Raw genomic sequence first — 14,408 nt, 5'->3', positions numbered from 1 at the left:
AACGTCCGTCGAACCTCGGTGCGAGCCACAATGAAACGCCATTTTGAAGACTTGCAGTTAGGCAGTATCGAACTGTTCTGCCTGGCTGCCGAAGCCGGCAGCTTCACCGCTGCCGCGCAACGGGCCGGGGTCACGCCGGCGGCTGTCAGCCGGTCGATTTTGCGTCTGGAACAACGCCTCGGTTCGCGACTGTTCACCCGCACCACGCGCAGCATCCGCCTCACCGACGCCGGGCGCAGCTTCTTCGAACAATGCAGCCAGGCCTTGACGCAACTGGTCGAAGCGCAGCAGGAAGTCATGGGCGCGCAGACCTCGCCGTCGGGGCGACTGCGCATCAGCCTGCCAACCACCTACGGACATCACCGCATCCTGCCGCTGCTGCCGAAGTTTCGTGCGCTGTACCCCGAGGTCACGGTCGACGTGCATTTGGGCAATCGCAATATCGACTTCGTCGAAGAGGGCTACGACCTGGCGATACGCGTTCGCGCGCAACCGGACTCGACCCTGATCGCTCGCCTGCTGGAAGACGCCAGCCTGGTGGTGGTCGCCACCCCCGAATATTTGCAAAGAGCCGGCACGCCACAGACGCCAGAGGATCTCATCGGGCACGAGTGCATCCAGTTCGAATTGCCCAGCAGTGGTCGGCGGATTTCCTGGCTGTTTCAGGAAAACGGCCGAGACCTGGAAGTGATTTCCGACGGTGGCTATTCCTGCTCTGATGATGTGCTCGGCGGTGTGACGCTGGCCAAACACGGCGCCGGGCTGTTTCAGACTTATCGATTCATCGTCGAGCAGGAACTCGCCGATGGCCGCCTGATTGAAGTGCTGCAGCCGTACGCCGGGCGTTCACGGCCGTATACCCTGCTCTACCCGCACGGCCGCTATGTGCCGCAGCGGGTGCGGGCGTTTGTGGATTTTCTGCTGGGATTTCGTGATGAATGGGCTGGCTCTGACAGTGCGTCGTTGCTCACTGCGCCGGGTCGTACTCGTTAACGTTCGGCACCTGCGCATGCAGGCGCCCCAGCAGTTCGATCAGCGTATCGACTTCCGCTTCCGACAAGCCGCTGAGCAAACGCCGCTCACGCTCCAATGCCACTTTCAGCACACGGGCATGCAGTGCCTTGCCGCTGGCGGTGAGGCTGACCGTATTGCGCCGCGCATCCTTCGTGTCGACCTGACTGCGGATATGCCCGGCTTTCTCCAGCGCCTGCAATGAGCGGCTGACCGCGCTCTTGTCGAGGCCGATGGTTTGCGAAATGCGGTTGGCGGTGATGTCGTTTTCCACCGCCAGCATCGAGAGCATGCGCCACTCGACCACGCCAATACCGAAGTGCTTGCGATAGCACTGCGAAGCGCCCGCCGAGAGCTTGTTGGAAAGGAAATTCAACAACGCGGGAACATAACGAGACAGGTTCAATTGCGGTTCTGCAGACATCGAAGATTTACCCGAAAACGACGAAACGCCAGATTATTGGTTGACACCGCAACTAAATAATCAGAGGATTTCCCTGCCGAACGTTGCGGGCGATTCTGGCTGAATGATAGGCCGTCGCTCGCGTCATAAAAATAATTATCAGGTGTTGGTCATGAATCCTTTCATTTGCGCGGGCGTCGATTGGCCAAATTCGGCGATCACCTTGCCGCCGCCCGCCCCCGGCTGATCCTTCCCCCCGCTAATCCCACGAGTCTTTTTTCAGCAGCCACTTCAGTGTGGAGGGACAAGTCATGCTCAACGTCATCGTCACCGGCAAAACCTGCGAAGCCGAAGGCATCTGCAGTTTTGAATTAAGCGCCGCGGATGGCACCGTGTTGCCGCCGTTTGAAGCGGGCGCGCACATCGATGTTCATCTGGCCGGCGGCATGGTCCGCCAGTATTCCTTGTGCAATGACCCCAGAGAGCGCCAGCGCTATCTGATCAGCGTGCTCAAGGACCCGCAATCCCGTGGCGGCTCGCAGGCCATGCACGAGCAGATCCTCACCGGGCAAATGCTGACGATCAGCGCCCCGCGCAACCTGTTCGCGCTTGAGCCCACCGCCTCGCGACATTTGCTGTTTGCCGGCGGCATCGGCATCACCCCGATGCTGGCGATGGCTTATGCCCTGGCTCCGCAAGACGTGCCTTTCGAGCTGCATTACTGCTTTCGCTCCAGCGATCGCGCAGCGTTTCTGCCGCTGCTGGCACAAACCCCGTTCGCTGAGCGGGTCATCCTGCATGACGACAGTGGCACGCAGGCGCAGAAGCTCGACGCCGCGGCGCTGCTCGCCTTGTCCGACGCAGGCAGTCACCTGTACGTCTGCGGCCCAGCCGGATTCATGAGTCACATCATCGACACCGCGCAGCATGCAGGCTGGCCTGCCCACAGAGTTCATCGGGAGTTCTTCGCCGCCGCGCCCATCGATCACAGGGCCGATACGGCCTTCGAAGTCGAACTCGCCCGCAGCGGGCAGATCTTCCAGATCCCGGCCGACCGCAGCGTGTTCGAAGTGCTCGACGAGGCCGGTGTGGCCATCGACTCATCCTGCGAGCAAGGCATCTGCGGCAGTTGCATGACCCGCGTGCTCAGCGGCATCCCCGAGCATCGCGACCAGTTCCTCAGCGCCGCCCAACAGGCCGCCAACGATCAATTCACCCCGTGCTGCTCGCGGGCCAGGACGACGCGCCTGGTGCTCGATCTTTGAACAACAAAAACAATTGGCTCGACAGGAGAAGCTCATGATCACGTCCACGCCCGAATCACTCGCCAGCGAACTTGCAGCCCCTGCTCTGCCCGAGTATGCGCTGAATCAATGGTACGTCGCCGCCCTCGGTTGGGAGCTTGAAGACAAACCGCTGGGTCGGACCTTGCTGAACCACCCGGTGGTGCTGTTTCGCAAATCCGACGGATCCGTCGCTGCCCTCGAAGACCGTTGCTGCCATCGCGCCCTACCGTTATCCAACGGCACGCTTGAAGCCTCCGGCATCCGTTGCGGCTACCACGGCCTGCTGTTCGACGACGCCGGCAGGTGCGTGGAAATACCCGGGCAGGACAAGATCCCCAGCAAGGCCAAGGTGCCGGCCTATCATGTGCGCGAACAGGACCAGATCGTCTGGATCTGGTTCGGCAGCGCGGCGCAGCCCGAGCCCGATTGCGAACCGCCGCCCTACGCCGTGCACAGCAGCGGCCAATACCTGTTCGACGGCAGCGTCTATCACTACGAGGCGCCGTATCAGCTGATTCACGACAACCTGATGGACTTGAGTCACTTGGGCTATGTGCATCTGCGCACAATCGGCGGCAACGCCAGCATCCATATGAACGCGCGGATGACAGTGGAAAGTGAAGGCAACGTGGTCCGCGTGGTGCGCCATATGCCGGATTCGGTGCCACCGCCGACCTATACCGCCGCCTACCCGTTCAAAGGCACCGTCGACCGTTGGCAGGAAATCGAATTCCACGTCAGTCATCTGCGCATCTGGACCGGTGCGGTAGATGCCGGCAGCGGCTCGCTGGACGATCCCGAGCGCGGTGGTTTTCATATGCGCGGCTTTCATGGCGTGACACCGGAAACCGCCACCACCAGTCATTATTTCTGGACCATCGCCACCAATCCGGCGAGCGATCCGCAGGCGATCAAGGACAAAGTCGTCGAGCAGACCATCCTGACCTTCGATGAGGACAAGCAAGTGATCGAAGCGCAGTACCGCAACCTCTGCCGGTTCGGTGCACGACCGATGATCGACATTCACGTCGACGTCGGCGCCAACCGCGCCCGGAGAATCATCGAGCAACTGCGTCAGGCGTGAGCCCCTTCAGCCAGTCTGACGCAGACGGCTGAGTTCCTTCGACGGCGGGCAGCCGAACTGGCGGTTGTATTCGCGGCTGAACTGCGAAGCGCTTTCGTAGCCAACGCGGTAACAGGCGCTGGATACGTCCAGCCCTTCATTGATGATCAGCCGCCGCGCCTCCTGCAGGCGCAGCTGTTTTTGATATTGCAGAGGGCTCATCGCGGTGACGGCTTTGAAGCGATGGTGCAGCGCCGAATTGCTCAGGTTGGCCATCTGCGCCAGCGCGTCGATGCGCAGCGGTTCGGTAAAATTCCTGTTCAGCCAGTCGATGGCCCGCGTGACCCGGTGCGTCTGCGAATCGCTGACGGCGATTTCATACAGCAGATGTCCATGCTGGCCGCGCAGCAGGCGGTAATACAGCTCGCGCAACGCCATCGGCGCGAGCATGCCGATGTCGCGCGGATTATCCAGCAGACGCACCAGACGCAGCATGGTGTCGAGCAGGGTCACGTCGATCTTGTCGAGAAACATCCCGCGCCCGGTTTCCTGCGGCACCCCGGTCGGCGGCGACTCGGAAATCAGTTGCGTCAGTTGCGCCGGGTCGAAATCCAGCCGTACGCAAAAATAGGGTGCTTCGGGCGAGGCTTCGATCACTCGGCCAGACACCGGCAATGTCACCGAGACCACAAGATAATTCAGCGGGTCGTAGAGGAAACGTTCGTCACCCAGCCCGACTTCCTTGCGCCCCTGCACGATCAGGCACAGCGCTGGCCGGTGCACAACGTGAATCAGCTCGGACGGGCCATCGAGACGGATCACGTGCAACGGCGCAATCGCGGTTTCGTAGGTGCCCGGCGCCTCGAAGCGCTGAGTCAGCAGGCGCACCAGCTCGGCGCGATAGACCGCCGTGTCGTGGAGGATGGAAGCGTCGTTGTCCATGCAAAAGGCCTCGAAAGCAGACGAAAGGTGGGTCAACTGCGGATGAAGATTAGCCAGTTTCAGCAAAGGGCGGCTAGATCAAAGATGCTGCAGATTTGCCTGATTCTGCGTTAGTCAGAACAGGGTAAACCTTGGGCGCGTGATCCCGCGCGCCCAGGGTTTACCGCATAACTGTCAGCCCGCCGTGACCGTCATGCCGCCATCGGCCATGACCACCGCGCCGACCATGAAACTGGCACGGTCGGAGGCGAGAAAGGTCACGATCTCGGCAATTTCCTTCGGCTGCGCCGCACGGCCGATCGGCGCCGCCTCGCCGTGCTGCGCGAGGAAGCCCGGGCCGTCCTCGACTACATCATTGAGGATATTGGTCACCACATCGCCGACGCCGATGGCGTTGACGCGAATGCCGTGCTCGATGACCTCCAGCGCCAGCGTGCGGGTCAGTTGTGCCAGCGCGCCTTTCGAGGCGGTGTAGGCGGCAATCGTGGGGAAGGCGAAGTACGAGGCATAGGAAGCGATATTGACGATCGCACCGGACTTGTTCGGGATCATTGCCCTGACCGCTTCGCGGCAGTGCAGGAAGGCTGCCGTGGCATTCACCGCCTGGATTTTCTCCCAGTCGTCGCGGCTCATGTCGATCACCGCTTTGTTGATGATGATTCCGGCGTTGTTGACCAGAATATCGAGGCGGCCGAAGTACTCAACGGCAAGGCCCACCGCGCGTTCGGCGGCGCCGTCCTCGGTGATGTCCGCCACCAGCGGCACCAGATCGGGACGGGCCAATTCCTCGACAGCCGGGTTGAGGTCTTCGGCAATCACCTTGGCGCCGCGGGCATGCAGCATCAACGCAATCGCCTTGCCGATGCCACTGGCTGCCCCCGTGACCAGTGCAACTTTACCGGCAACTTCTTGTGGCAGGGTGTGATTGAAATCAGTCATGGTCTTGACTCCTCGATAGCGAATCGGTGTTGCACCTGATGGCACAGTCGTGAACACGGCTTCACTGTCGCGCACTGTCCGCCGCCGGGCTTTCGGGCGATTGCCGGGACTGTCGGAGTTTTGCGCTGGAGTTTCTCGTTTACCCGCCCTAACCTTCAAAATCATTCGCAGCCGAAGCTTTTGATGGAGCGTCCTGTGCCCTCTGCCAGCTCTGCTACACCGACAATCAGCCAACCCGCGCGCATCGCCGCCGAAGCCATGCCGAAGCATTTGCCCGGTGTCGCGGAAACGACGCCGCCCCGGCCGCAGCTCAAGGATGCCGTGGTGCAGTTGTTCCGCCATCAGACTCTGCTCGAGCCGATTCGCGTGCCCTGCGTGGCCGAACCGCTGCTGGTCCTGGTTCTGGCCGGCACTGCGCGGGTCGAGGAGCGTTCATTGGGTGGCGAATGGCAGGCGAGCCAGGTCACGGCGGGCGATTTCTTCCTGACCAACACCCGCGAACCCTACGAAATGCGCTGGCAGACCGAAGGCTGTGAAGTGTTCGAAGTGATGCACCTTTATCTCGGCCTGGGCCTGATCAAAGAAGCGGCGCGCGAAGCTTTCGGCGAACAGGCCGGAGCGGTGACCTTCGCTGACGTTTCCGGTGCGCGTGATGAACACGTCAGTTTCATCCTTGAGCAACTGCGAGTCGAACTTACAGAACAACGCCAGCCCAGCGCACTGTTGGTGCACTGCCTGGCTCAGGCTTTAGCGATCCATCTGCTGCGTCACTATCTCGACCCGGACAGCAACCCGCGTCGCGACAACGCCCTGCCCGCCTACAAACTGCGCCGGGTAATCGAAGCCATGAATGCGAATCTGGCGGAGGATTTCAGCCTCAGTCAACTGGCCGTCATCGCCGGGCTGAGCGACTACCACTTCAGCCGCACCTTCAAGCGCGCCACCGGTTTATCGCCCTCGCAATACTTCATCCGCCTGCGCATGAGCCGCGCGCGTCAGTTGTTGCTGGAGACGACGCGCAGCGTGATCGACATTGGCCTGGAAGTCGGCTACTCCAGCCCAAGCCACTTTTCCCAGATTTTTCGCCGCGAAGTTGGAGTTACGCCGAGCACCTACCGCGATACGCCTCGTGGCGGTTGAAGTTCGGTTGAAAAACGACGCAGCAGAATTGGGCAAATGCCGAGGAGGAATCGGTTAATTGCCTATGCGCTGCCGCGCTTAATCTTCTTCCAGGCCCACTTCCGGGCACAGCGAAGAGGACGACATCATGCTGAACATTCAAGACAAAGTAATCGCGATTACCGGCGCCAGCAGCGGCATCGGCGAAGCCACCGCACGCCTGCTCGCCGAGCGTGGCGCCAAAGTGGTATTGGGCGCACGGCGCACCGAGCGTCTGGCAGTGATCGCCGATGACATCAACGCCGCCGGTGGCCACGCGCAATTTCGCGCACTGGACGTCACCGATCAGCAGGATGTGCAGCGCTTCGTTGATTTCGCCGTCGAGCATTACGGCCGCGTCGATGTGCTGGTCAACAACGCCGGGGTCATGCCGTTGTCGCGGCTGGACGCGCTGAAGGTCGATGAGTGGAACCGCATGATCGACGTCAACATCCGTGGCGTACTTCACGGCATCGCCGCCAGCCTGCCATTGATGCAGCGCCAGCGCACCGGGCAGATCATCAACATCGCTTCGATCGGCGCCTACGCGGTCAGCCCTACTGCGGCGGTGTACTGCGCGACCAAATATGCCGTACGGGCGATTTCCGAAGGCTTGCGTCAGGAAGTGGGCGGCGATATCCGCGTCACCGTCATCGCACCGGGCGTGACTGAATCGGAACTGGCCGAGAGCATTTCCGACGAAGGCGGCCGCGCCGAGATGAAGTCATTCCGCAAGATCGCCATCCCCGCCGAAGCCATCGCCCGCGCGATCGCCTACGCCGTCGAACAACCGGCAGAAGTCGACGTCAGCGAACTGATCGTGCGTCCAACGGCAAGCCCTTACTGAGACCAGCAACAAACCTGTGGGAGCGGGCTTGCTCGCGAAAGCGCCGGGTCAGGCAAATATGATCTTGAACCTGCCGCCGCCTTCGCGGGCAAGCCCGCTCCCACAGGGAATCGGGTAGCGCTGAAGATGGTCGATTTGCCGCTGAATCATTGTGGGAGCGGGCTTGCTCGCGAAAGCGGTGTGTCAGGCAATGATGATCTTGAACCTGCCGCCGCCTTCGCGGGCAAGCCCGCTCCCACAGAGATTCGGGTGGCGCTGAAGATGGTCGATTTGCCGCTGAATCATTGTGGGAGCGGACTTGCTCGCGAAAGCGGTGTGTCAGGCAATGATGATCTTGAACCTGCCGCCGCCTTCGCGGGCAAGCCCGCTCCCACAGAGATTCGGGTGGCGCTGAAGATGGTTGATTGGCCGCTGAATCATTGTGGGAGCGGGCTTGCTCGCGAAAGCGGTGTGTCAGGCAAATATGATCTTGAACCTGCCGCCGCTTTCGCGGGCAAGCCCGCTCCCACAGGGATTCGGGTGGCGCTGAAGATGGTCGATTTGCCGCTGAATCATTGTGGGAGCGGGCTTGCTCGCGAAAGCGGTGTGTCAGTCAACCCTGAATGTGACTGACACACCGCCTTCGCGAGCAAGCCCGCTCCCACAGGGGGTTTTCTGGTTATTTGGCCTTGGCGACTTTCCACGCGCCGTCCATTTTGCCGTCGCCGGTCATGTCGCCGGCCTTCTTGTCCATCACGAAGGTGTACAGCGGCATGCCCTGGTAGGCCCACTGCATCGAGCCATCGTCACGCTTGATCACCGTCCAGTCGCCCATCGACTTGTCACCTGCCTGCGCCATCAATGGCGGCCAGTTCGCTGCGCATTTGTCATTGCACGCAGACTTGCCAGCAGCGTCCTTGGCGAAGGTGTACAGGGTCATGCCTTTGTGGTCAGTGAACATGCCGTCCTTCTCCATCGCCGGATCGGCAGCCATGGCCAGGCCAGGCTGCGCCAGGGCAGCGGCCATCAGCAGGGCTTTGAAACAAGCAGTCATCTGAGTCATGGAAACCTTCTTTTGTGGTTGTCAGGATTCGGACTTGGAGCTTAGTTCAGGATCAGCACAATCACCGCCACTCTGAAATACTGTCACACGACTGCAATAATTCCGTTATCTAATGCGGCGCAAGACAGTTAAATGACAAGAGGATTAAGGCATGGTTGGCAGGAGCATTCTGATCGTCGACGACGAAGCGCCGATTCGCGAAATGATCGCCGTGGCGTTGGAAATGGCCGGCTATGACTGCCTCGAGGCAGAGAATTCGCAGCAGGCCCACGCCATCATCGTCGACCGCAAGCCGGACCTGATCCTGCTCGACTGGATGCTGCCGGGCACCTCCGGCATCGAACTGGCCCGACGCCTCAAGCGTGACGAGCTGACCGGGGACATCCCGATCATCATGCTCACCGCCAAGGGTGAAGAGGACAACAAGATCCAGGGCCTGGAAGTCGGCGCCGACGACTACATCACCAAACCGTTTTCCCCGCGCGAACTGGTCGCCCGTCTCAAGGCTGTGCTGCGCCGTGCCGGACCGACCGATGGCGAAGCGCCAATCGAAGTCGGCGGCCTGTTGCTCGACCCGATCAGCCACCGCGTGACCATCGACGGCAAACCCGCCGAGATGGGCCCGACCGAATACCGCCTGCTGCAATTCTTCATGACCCACCAGGAGCGCGCCTACACCCGCGGCCAGTTGCTCGATCAGGTCTGGGGCGGCAACGTCTATGTCGAAGAGCGCACCGTCGACGTGCACATCAGGCGCCTGCGCAAAGCCCTCGGCGACGCTTACGAAAATCTGGTACAAACCGTGCGCGGCACCGGTTATCGGTTCTCTACAAAGGCCTGATCCGCCCGACAGACTCGCTGACAAGGACCGTATCGACTGTGAATCAAAACTGGCATGGCACCCTGATTCGCCACATGCTGTTGCTGGTCACCGCCTGCCTGGTGATCGGCCTGATCACCGGCTATTACGGCTGGAGCCTCGCAGTGGGTCTGGGCCTTTATCTGGCCTGGACGCTCAAGCAATTGCTGCGTCTGCACGAATGGCTGCGCCAGCACCAACCCGACGAAGCACCGCCCGATGGCTATGGTCTGTGGGGCGAGGTGTTCGACAGCATCTACCACCTGCAACGCCGCGACCAACGCGTGCGCGGGCGCCTGCAAGCAGTGATCGACCGGGTGCAGGAATCCACCGCCGCGCTGAAAGACGCAGTGATCATGCTCGACAGCGACGGCAATCTGGAATGGTGGAACCGCGCCGCCGAAACCCTGCTCGGCCTCAAGACCCCACAAGACAGCGGCCAACCGGTGACCAACCTGGTGCGCCATCCGCGCTTCAAGGAATATTTCGAGCAGGACAACTTCGCCGAGCCGCTGGAAATCCCGTCTCCGACCAATGATCGCGTACGCATTCAGCTGTACCTGACCCGCTACGGCAACAACGAGCATCTGATGCTGGTGCGCGACGTCACGCGCATCCATCAACTGGAGCAGATGCGCAAAGACTTCATCGCCAACGTTTCCCACGAATTGCGCACACCGCTGACGGTGATCTGCGGCTATCTGGAAACCCTGCTCGATAACGTCGAGGAAGTGAACCCGCGCTGGAGCCGGGCCCTGCAGCAGATGCAGCAACAGGGCGGGCGCATGCAGACGCTGCTCAACGACTTGTTGCTGCTGGCGAAACTGGAAGCCACCGATTATCCGTCGGATAACCAGCCGGTGCAGATCGACACATTGCTGCAATCGATCACCAGCGATGCGCAGCAATTGTCCGGGTCGAAAAACCAGCGCATCAGCCTCGAGGCCAATGCCGGCGTGCTGCTCAAGGGCAGCGAAGCGGAGTTGCGCAGTGCGTTTTCCAATCTGGTCTTCAACGCGGTCAAGTACACCCCGGCCGAAGGCAACATTCGGATTCGCTGGTGGGGCGACGATCAAGGCGCTCACCTGAGCGTGCAGGATTCGGGCATCGGTATCGACAGCAAACACCTGCCGCGCCTGACCGAACGCTTCTATCGCGTCGATTCCAGCCGCAACTCCAACACCGGCGGCACCGGCCTCGGCCTGGCCATCGTCAAACACGTGCTGTTGCGCCATCGTGCGCGCATGGAGATCAGCAGCGTGCCCGGCCACGGCAGCACGTTCACCTGCCACTTCGCCCCGGCCCAGGTGGCCAGCGCACGGGCGATCAGCGCCGCCGAGTGATGCCGCCCGGCACACGCCACTAGGCAATTGCCAAGTCAGCCGCTACATTGGCTGACTTGCGCCTGCCTTTCAGGCGCTGTTTTCCCTTACTTTCGAATCACACGGAACCTGCAAAACTCCATCATGGACCCTTCCCCTGGCTTGTCCCTCGCTACCATTTTCGCCGACTTCGGCATGATCCTTTTTGCTCTGATCCTGGTGTTGCTCAACGGCTTTTTCGTTGCGGCGGAATTCGCCATGGTCAAACTGCGCTCGACCCGGGTCGAAGCCATCGCCGAGCAGCACGGCTGGCGCGGGCACATCCTGCGCACCGTGCACAGTCAGCTCGATGCCTACCTGTCGGCATGTCAGTTGGGTATCACCCTCGCCTCCCTCGGCCTGGGCTGGGTCGGTGAACCGGCGTTCGCGCACATTCTCGAACCTTTGCTCAGTGCAGTCGGCGTAGATTCGCCCGAGATCATCAAAGGCGTGTCGTTCTTCACCGCGTTCTTCATCATTTCCTATCTGCACATTGTGGTCGGCGAGCTCGCGCCCAAGTCGTGGGCGATCCGCAAACCCGAGCTGCTGTCGCTGTGGACGGCGGTGCCGCTGTACCTGTTCTACTGGGCGATGTACCCGGCGATCTACCTGCTCAACGCCAGCGCCAACGCGATTCTGCGTATCGCAGGGCAAGGTGAACCCGGCCCGCACCATGAACACCATTACAGCCGCGAAGAACTGAAACTCATCCTGCACTCCAGCCGTGGCCAGGATCCGAGCGATCAGGGCATGCGCGTATTGGCTTCGGCCGTGGAAATGGGCGAGCTGGAAGTGGTCGACTGGGCCAACTCCCGCGAAGACCTGATCACCCTCGAATTCAACGCGCCGCTGAAGGAAATCCTGGCGATGTTCCGTCGCCACAAGTTCAGCCGTTATCCGGTGTACGACAGCGAGCGCCAGGAGTTCGTCGGCCTGCTGCACATCAAGGATCTGCTGCTGGAACTGGCGGCGCTGGACCACATTCCCGAGTCGTTCAACCTGGCCGAGCTGACCCGCCCGCTGGAGCGCGTATCGCGGCACATGCCGCTGTCGCAGTTGCTGGAGCAGTTCCGCAAGGGTGGCTCGCACTTCGCCGTGGTCGAGGAGGCTGACGGCAACATCATCGGCTACCTGACCATGGAAGACGTGCTGGAAGTGCTGGTCGGCGACATTCAGGACGAACACCGCAAGGCTGAGCGCGGCATTCTGGCCTATCAGCCGGGCAAGCTGCTGGTGCGTGGCGATACGCCGTTGTTCAAGGTCGAGCGCCTGCTGGGCATCGACCTTGATCACATCGAAGCGGAAACCCTCGCCGGGCTGGTTTACGAAACCCTCAAACGGGTCCCGGAAGAGGAAGAAGTGCTGGAGGTCGAAGGCCTGCGCATCATCATCAAGAAGATGAAAGGGCCGAAGATTGTGCTGGCCAAGGTGTTGATGCTCGATTGAGTGCCATGCGGGAAACCGCATTGCCTGTCTTTTGTTTCCAGAGGCTTATTGCTTGCCCAATGCAAAATTGGGCAACGCCCCCAGTGGCTGATTGAACTGGTAGGGAATCGACACCAGCCCTTCGCCGGTATTGCGCTGTACCACGAAGTGCAGGTGCGGGCCGCTGCTGTTGCCGGTGTTGCCCGACAGCGCCAGCGCACTGCCGACCTTGACCCGCTGCCCTTCGCGTACGCTCACCGAACCCTGCTTCAGATGCAGGTACACGCCCATGGTGCCGTCATCGTGCAGCACCCGCACGAAATTGCCCGACGCATCGGTGCCGCGCCCGCTCTGGGAATTCTCGGTCTTGACCACCACCCCCGCTCGCGCGGCAATGATCGGCGTGCCGACCGGCATGGCAATGTCCATGGCGTAGCGATTCTTCGGCCCGTAGTGGCTGTACTGGCCGTTGGCGCCCTGACTCAGGCGGAACGGCCCGCCACGCCAGGGCAGCGGATAGCGATAGCCCTGCGCGGTGCCTGAGGGGTCGCCCAGCGAATACTGGAACTGCGGCGAATACACCAGCGGCTGATCGCGGCTGATCGCCGTCAGCAACGCCAGTCGCGTGTTGCTGCGCGGTGGCAGGACGCGACGTATGGCCTGCGCAGGGGCGCCGCGCACATTGCTCGTGCCGATGAAGGCCAGGGCAACCTCGACCGGCGCGTACAGATCGTTGCGCGCAAACACCACGTCGACGCCCTTCTGCTTCTTGATGTCCAGATACACCTGGCGGTCGAGGCGCTCGACCATGCGATCCTGAAACACGAACACTTTCGCGCCTTTGCTCGGGCGGTCGCTGTACGAGACCACACCGTTGGCGTCGGTGGATTTGTAGATGGTCATGGCCACCGCCAGGTGGGAGGCCAGGCAGAGACCGCAGAAAAACAGCAGGCGCGCGAGCATGGGCAAAAGTCTGTCGAAGGAAGGCCTGGGAATCAGCCTAGCAGCTGAGACAGACCAGGCTAGTCGACAGATGTTGCAAATAGGCAGTGCAGAAGCCGATCGTTTCCACGCTCTGCGTGGGAACGATCACTGTCAGGCGACGAGATCAGGCGCCCGGTACGAAATGCTTCTGCGCCGTGCCACGGGCGATCAGGCGCGAGATGTAGTCGAGCTTCTGCGCGTCCTGGTCGACGAAGCGGAAGGTCAATTGCAGCCAGTCGCTGTCGGCTTTCTGCTCGTGGGCGACGATGGCGTGCAGGTAACCATTGAGGCGCGCGATCTCGGCGTTGTCGCCCTGCTCCAGATCGAGCACGGCGCTGTCGAGAATCTGCGGCAGGGTCTCGGTGCGCTTCACCACCAGCAGCGCTTCCTTGATGCTCAAGGCCTTGATCACGCATTGCTGATTGCCGCTCGGCAGTCGCAGCTGACCCTGACCGCGACCGCCCACCGGCGCCTTGGATGCACCGGGCGCCTGAACTGGCGGGCTGTTGAGCAAACCGCGCGATGGCGCAGCGGCGGCGGGTGCAGCAGCGACAGGCTTGGCCGCAGCACCGCCGACCACGGCAGGCTTGCCGCCGGTCAGCGCGCTCAGCGAATCGTTGCCGAATGCCGAATTCATTTTGGTCGGCGCGCTGTTCATCAGGGTGTCGAGCTTGCCGACCTTGTTCAGCGCCTGTTTGACCTTGGTCAGCAGTTGCTCGTTGGTGAACGGCTTGCTGACGTAGCCGGAAACGCCGGCCTGAATCGCCTGTACGACGTTTTCCTTGTCGCCACGGCTGGTGACCATGACGAACGGCATGGTCTTGAGGTTGTCCTGCTCGCGGCACCAGGTCAGCAGCTCGAGGCCCGACATTTCCGGCATCTCCCAGTCGCACAGCACCAGGTCGAACGCCTCTTTGGCCAGCATGGCCTGGGCCTTTTTGCCGTTGATGGCGTCCTCGGTGCGGATCCCCGGGAAGTAATTACGCAGGCACTTTTTCACCAGGTCACGAATGAACGAAGCATCGTCCACGACCAACACACTGATCTTGCTCATCCAACACCCCTATTAAAATCCCGGCAAGCATAAC

The 14,408-nt window shown here is 61.4% G+C and carries 15 protein-coding genes; 9 read left to right on the top strand and 6 right to left on the bottom strand.

Annotation, left to right across the window (positions count from 1 at the left end; translation table 11 throughout):
• Positions 1 to 30 precede the first annotated feature (30 nt).
• Complete coding sequence (locus ACP7D9_RS01240; RefSeq protein ID WP_426155170.1) at positions 31 to 993, top strand: LysR family transcriptional regulator; 963 nt, start codon at positions 31 to 33, stop codon at positions 991 to 993.
• Here ACP7D9_RS01240 and ACP7D9_RS01235 read toward each other — a convergent pair.
• Positions 968 to 1,435 carry a MarR family winged helix-turn-helix transcriptional regulator gene (locus ACP7D9_RS01235; protein WP_101155322.1) on the bottom strand — a complete coding sequence of 156 codons (468 nt, stop codon included), beginning with the start codon at positions 1,433 to 1,435 and terminating at the stop codon, positions 968 to 970. The genes ACP7D9_RS01240 and ACP7D9_RS01235 overlap by 26 nt on opposite strands.
• Before the next feature lie 290 nt (positions 1,436 to 1,725).
• On the opposite strand from ACP7D9_RS01235, the gene ACP7D9_RS01230 reads away from it, so the two are divergent.
• Together ACP7D9_RS01230 and ACP7D9_RS01225 are read left to right on the top strand one after the other, a co-directional pair.
• The gene (locus ACP7D9_RS01230; RefSeq protein ID WP_426155169.1) at positions 1,726 to 2,679 is read left to right on the top strand and encodes a PDR/VanB family oxidoreductase; all 954 of its coding nucleotides are present in this window, start codon (positions 1,726 to 1,728) and stop codon (positions 2,677 to 2,679) included.
• Between the two features lie 34 nt (positions 2,680 to 2,713).
• Positions 2,714 to 3,784, top strand: a complete 1,071-nt coding sequence (locus ACP7D9_RS01225; RefSeq protein ID WP_426155167.1) for a Rieske 2Fe-2S domain-containing protein — start codon at positions 2,714 to 2,716, stop codon at positions 3,782 to 3,784.
• A 6-nt stretch (positions 3,785 to 3,790) separates the two neighbouring features.
• Here ACP7D9_RS01225 and ACP7D9_RS01220 read toward each other — a convergent pair whose 3' ends face one another.
• Both ACP7D9_RS01220 and ACP7D9_RS01215 read right to left on the bottom strand, forming a co-directional pair.
• Complete coding sequence (locus ACP7D9_RS01220) at positions 3,791 to 4,705, bottom strand: AraC family transcriptional regulator N-terminal domain-containing protein (RefSeq protein WP_426155165.1); 915 nt, start codon at positions 4,703 to 4,705, stop codon at positions 3,791 to 3,793.
• A gap of 174 nt (positions 4,706 to 4,879) precedes the next feature.
• Positions 4,880 to 5,644 (bottom strand): SDR family NAD(P)-dependent oxidoreductase, encoded by a 765-nt coding sequence (locus ACP7D9_RS01215; protein ID WP_426155163.1) that lies wholly within the window; start codon positions 5,642 to 5,644, stop codon positions 4,880 to 4,882.
• Positions 5,645 to 5,902: 258 nt separating this feature from the next.
• Here ACP7D9_RS01215 and ACP7D9_RS01210 point away from each other — a divergent pair, with 258 nt between their 5' ends.
• The 3 genes from ACP7D9_RS01210 (at position 5,903) to ACP7D9_RS01200 (ending at position 8,261) form a co-directional block, all read left to right on the top strand.
• Entirely contained in the window at positions 5,903 to 6,784 is an 882-nt protein-coding gene (locus ACP7D9_RS01210) for a helix-turn-helix domain-containing protein (RefSeq protein ID WP_426155580.1), read from the top strand.
• Positions 6,785 to 6,911: 127 nt separating this feature from the next.
• Positions 6,912 to 7,649, top strand: a complete 738-nt coding sequence (locus tag ACP7D9_RS01205) for an SDR family oxidoreductase (protein ID WP_426155161.1) — start codon at positions 6,912 to 6,914, stop codon at positions 7,647 to 7,649.
• 126 nt (positions 7,650 to 7,775) lie between these two features.
• Entirely contained in the window at positions 7,776 to 8,261 is a 486-nt protein-coding gene (locus tag ACP7D9_RS01200; RefSeq protein ID WP_426155159.1) for a hypothetical protein, read from the top strand.
• 46 nt (positions 8,262 to 8,307) lie between these two features.
• On the opposite strand, the gene ACP7D9_RS01195 is transcribed toward ACP7D9_RS01200, so the two are convergent.
• Entirely contained in the window at positions 8,308 to 8,691 is a 384-nt protein-coding gene (locus ACP7D9_RS01195) for a COG4315 family predicted lipoprotein (protein WP_426155157.1), read from the bottom strand.
• 151 nt (positions 8,692 to 8,842) lie between these two features.
• Between ACP7D9_RS01195 and phoB the strand changes: the two genes are divergently transcribed.
• The 3 genes from phoB to ACP7D9_RS01180 all read left to right on the top strand — a co-directional run bounded on the left by phoB (position 8,843) and on the right by ACP7D9_RS01180 (position 12,357).
• Positions 8,843 to 9,532 carry a phosphate regulon transcriptional regulator PhoB gene (phoB, locus tag ACP7D9_RS01190; RefSeq protein WP_007896474.1) on the top strand — a complete coding sequence of 230 codons (690 nt, stop codon included), beginning with the start codon at positions 8,843 to 8,845 and terminating at the stop codon, positions 9,530 to 9,532.
• A 74-nt stretch (positions 9,533 to 9,606) separates the two neighbouring features.
• Positions 9,607 to 10,893 (top strand): phosphate regulon sensor histidine kinase PhoR, encoded by a 1,287-nt coding sequence (phoR, locus tag ACP7D9_RS01185; RefSeq protein ID WP_256589924.1) that lies wholly within the window; start codon positions 9,607 to 9,609, stop codon positions 10,891 to 10,893.
• A 123-nt stretch (positions 10,894 to 11,016) separates the two neighbouring features.
• Positions 11,017 to 12,357: a hemolysin family protein gene (locus ACP7D9_RS01180; protein ID WP_016772486.1), complete on the top strand. Its 1,341-nt coding sequence runs from the start codon at positions 11,017 to 11,019 to the stop codon at positions 12,355 to 12,357.
• A 45-nt stretch (positions 12,358 to 12,402) separates the two neighbouring features.
• On the opposite strand, the gene ACP7D9_RS01175 is transcribed toward ACP7D9_RS01180, so the two are convergent.
• Both ACP7D9_RS01175 and ACP7D9_RS01170 read right to left on the bottom strand, forming a co-directional pair.
• Entirely contained in the window at positions 12,403 to 13,299 is an 897-nt protein-coding gene (locus tag ACP7D9_RS01175) for a peptidoglycan DD-metalloendopeptidase family protein (RefSeq protein WP_426155155.1), read from the bottom strand.
• Positions 13,300 to 13,444: 145 nt separating this feature from the next.
• Positions 13,445 to 14,374: a response regulator gene (locus ACP7D9_RS01170; protein ID WP_426155153.1), complete on the bottom strand. Its 930-nt coding sequence runs from the start codon at positions 14,372 to 14,374 to the stop codon at positions 13,445 to 13,447.
• Between the last annotated feature and the right edge of the window lie 34 nt (positions 14,375 to 14,408).

It is taken from the genome of Pseudomonas sp. TSRC2-2, assembly GCF_049897785.1.
Lineage (GTDB): Bacteria > Pseudomonadota > Gammaproteobacteria > Pseudomonadales > Pseudomonadaceae > Aquipseudomonas.
Note: the sequence above shows the minus strand (reverse complement) of the source record. Positions and strands in the feature narration are given on the sequence as shown.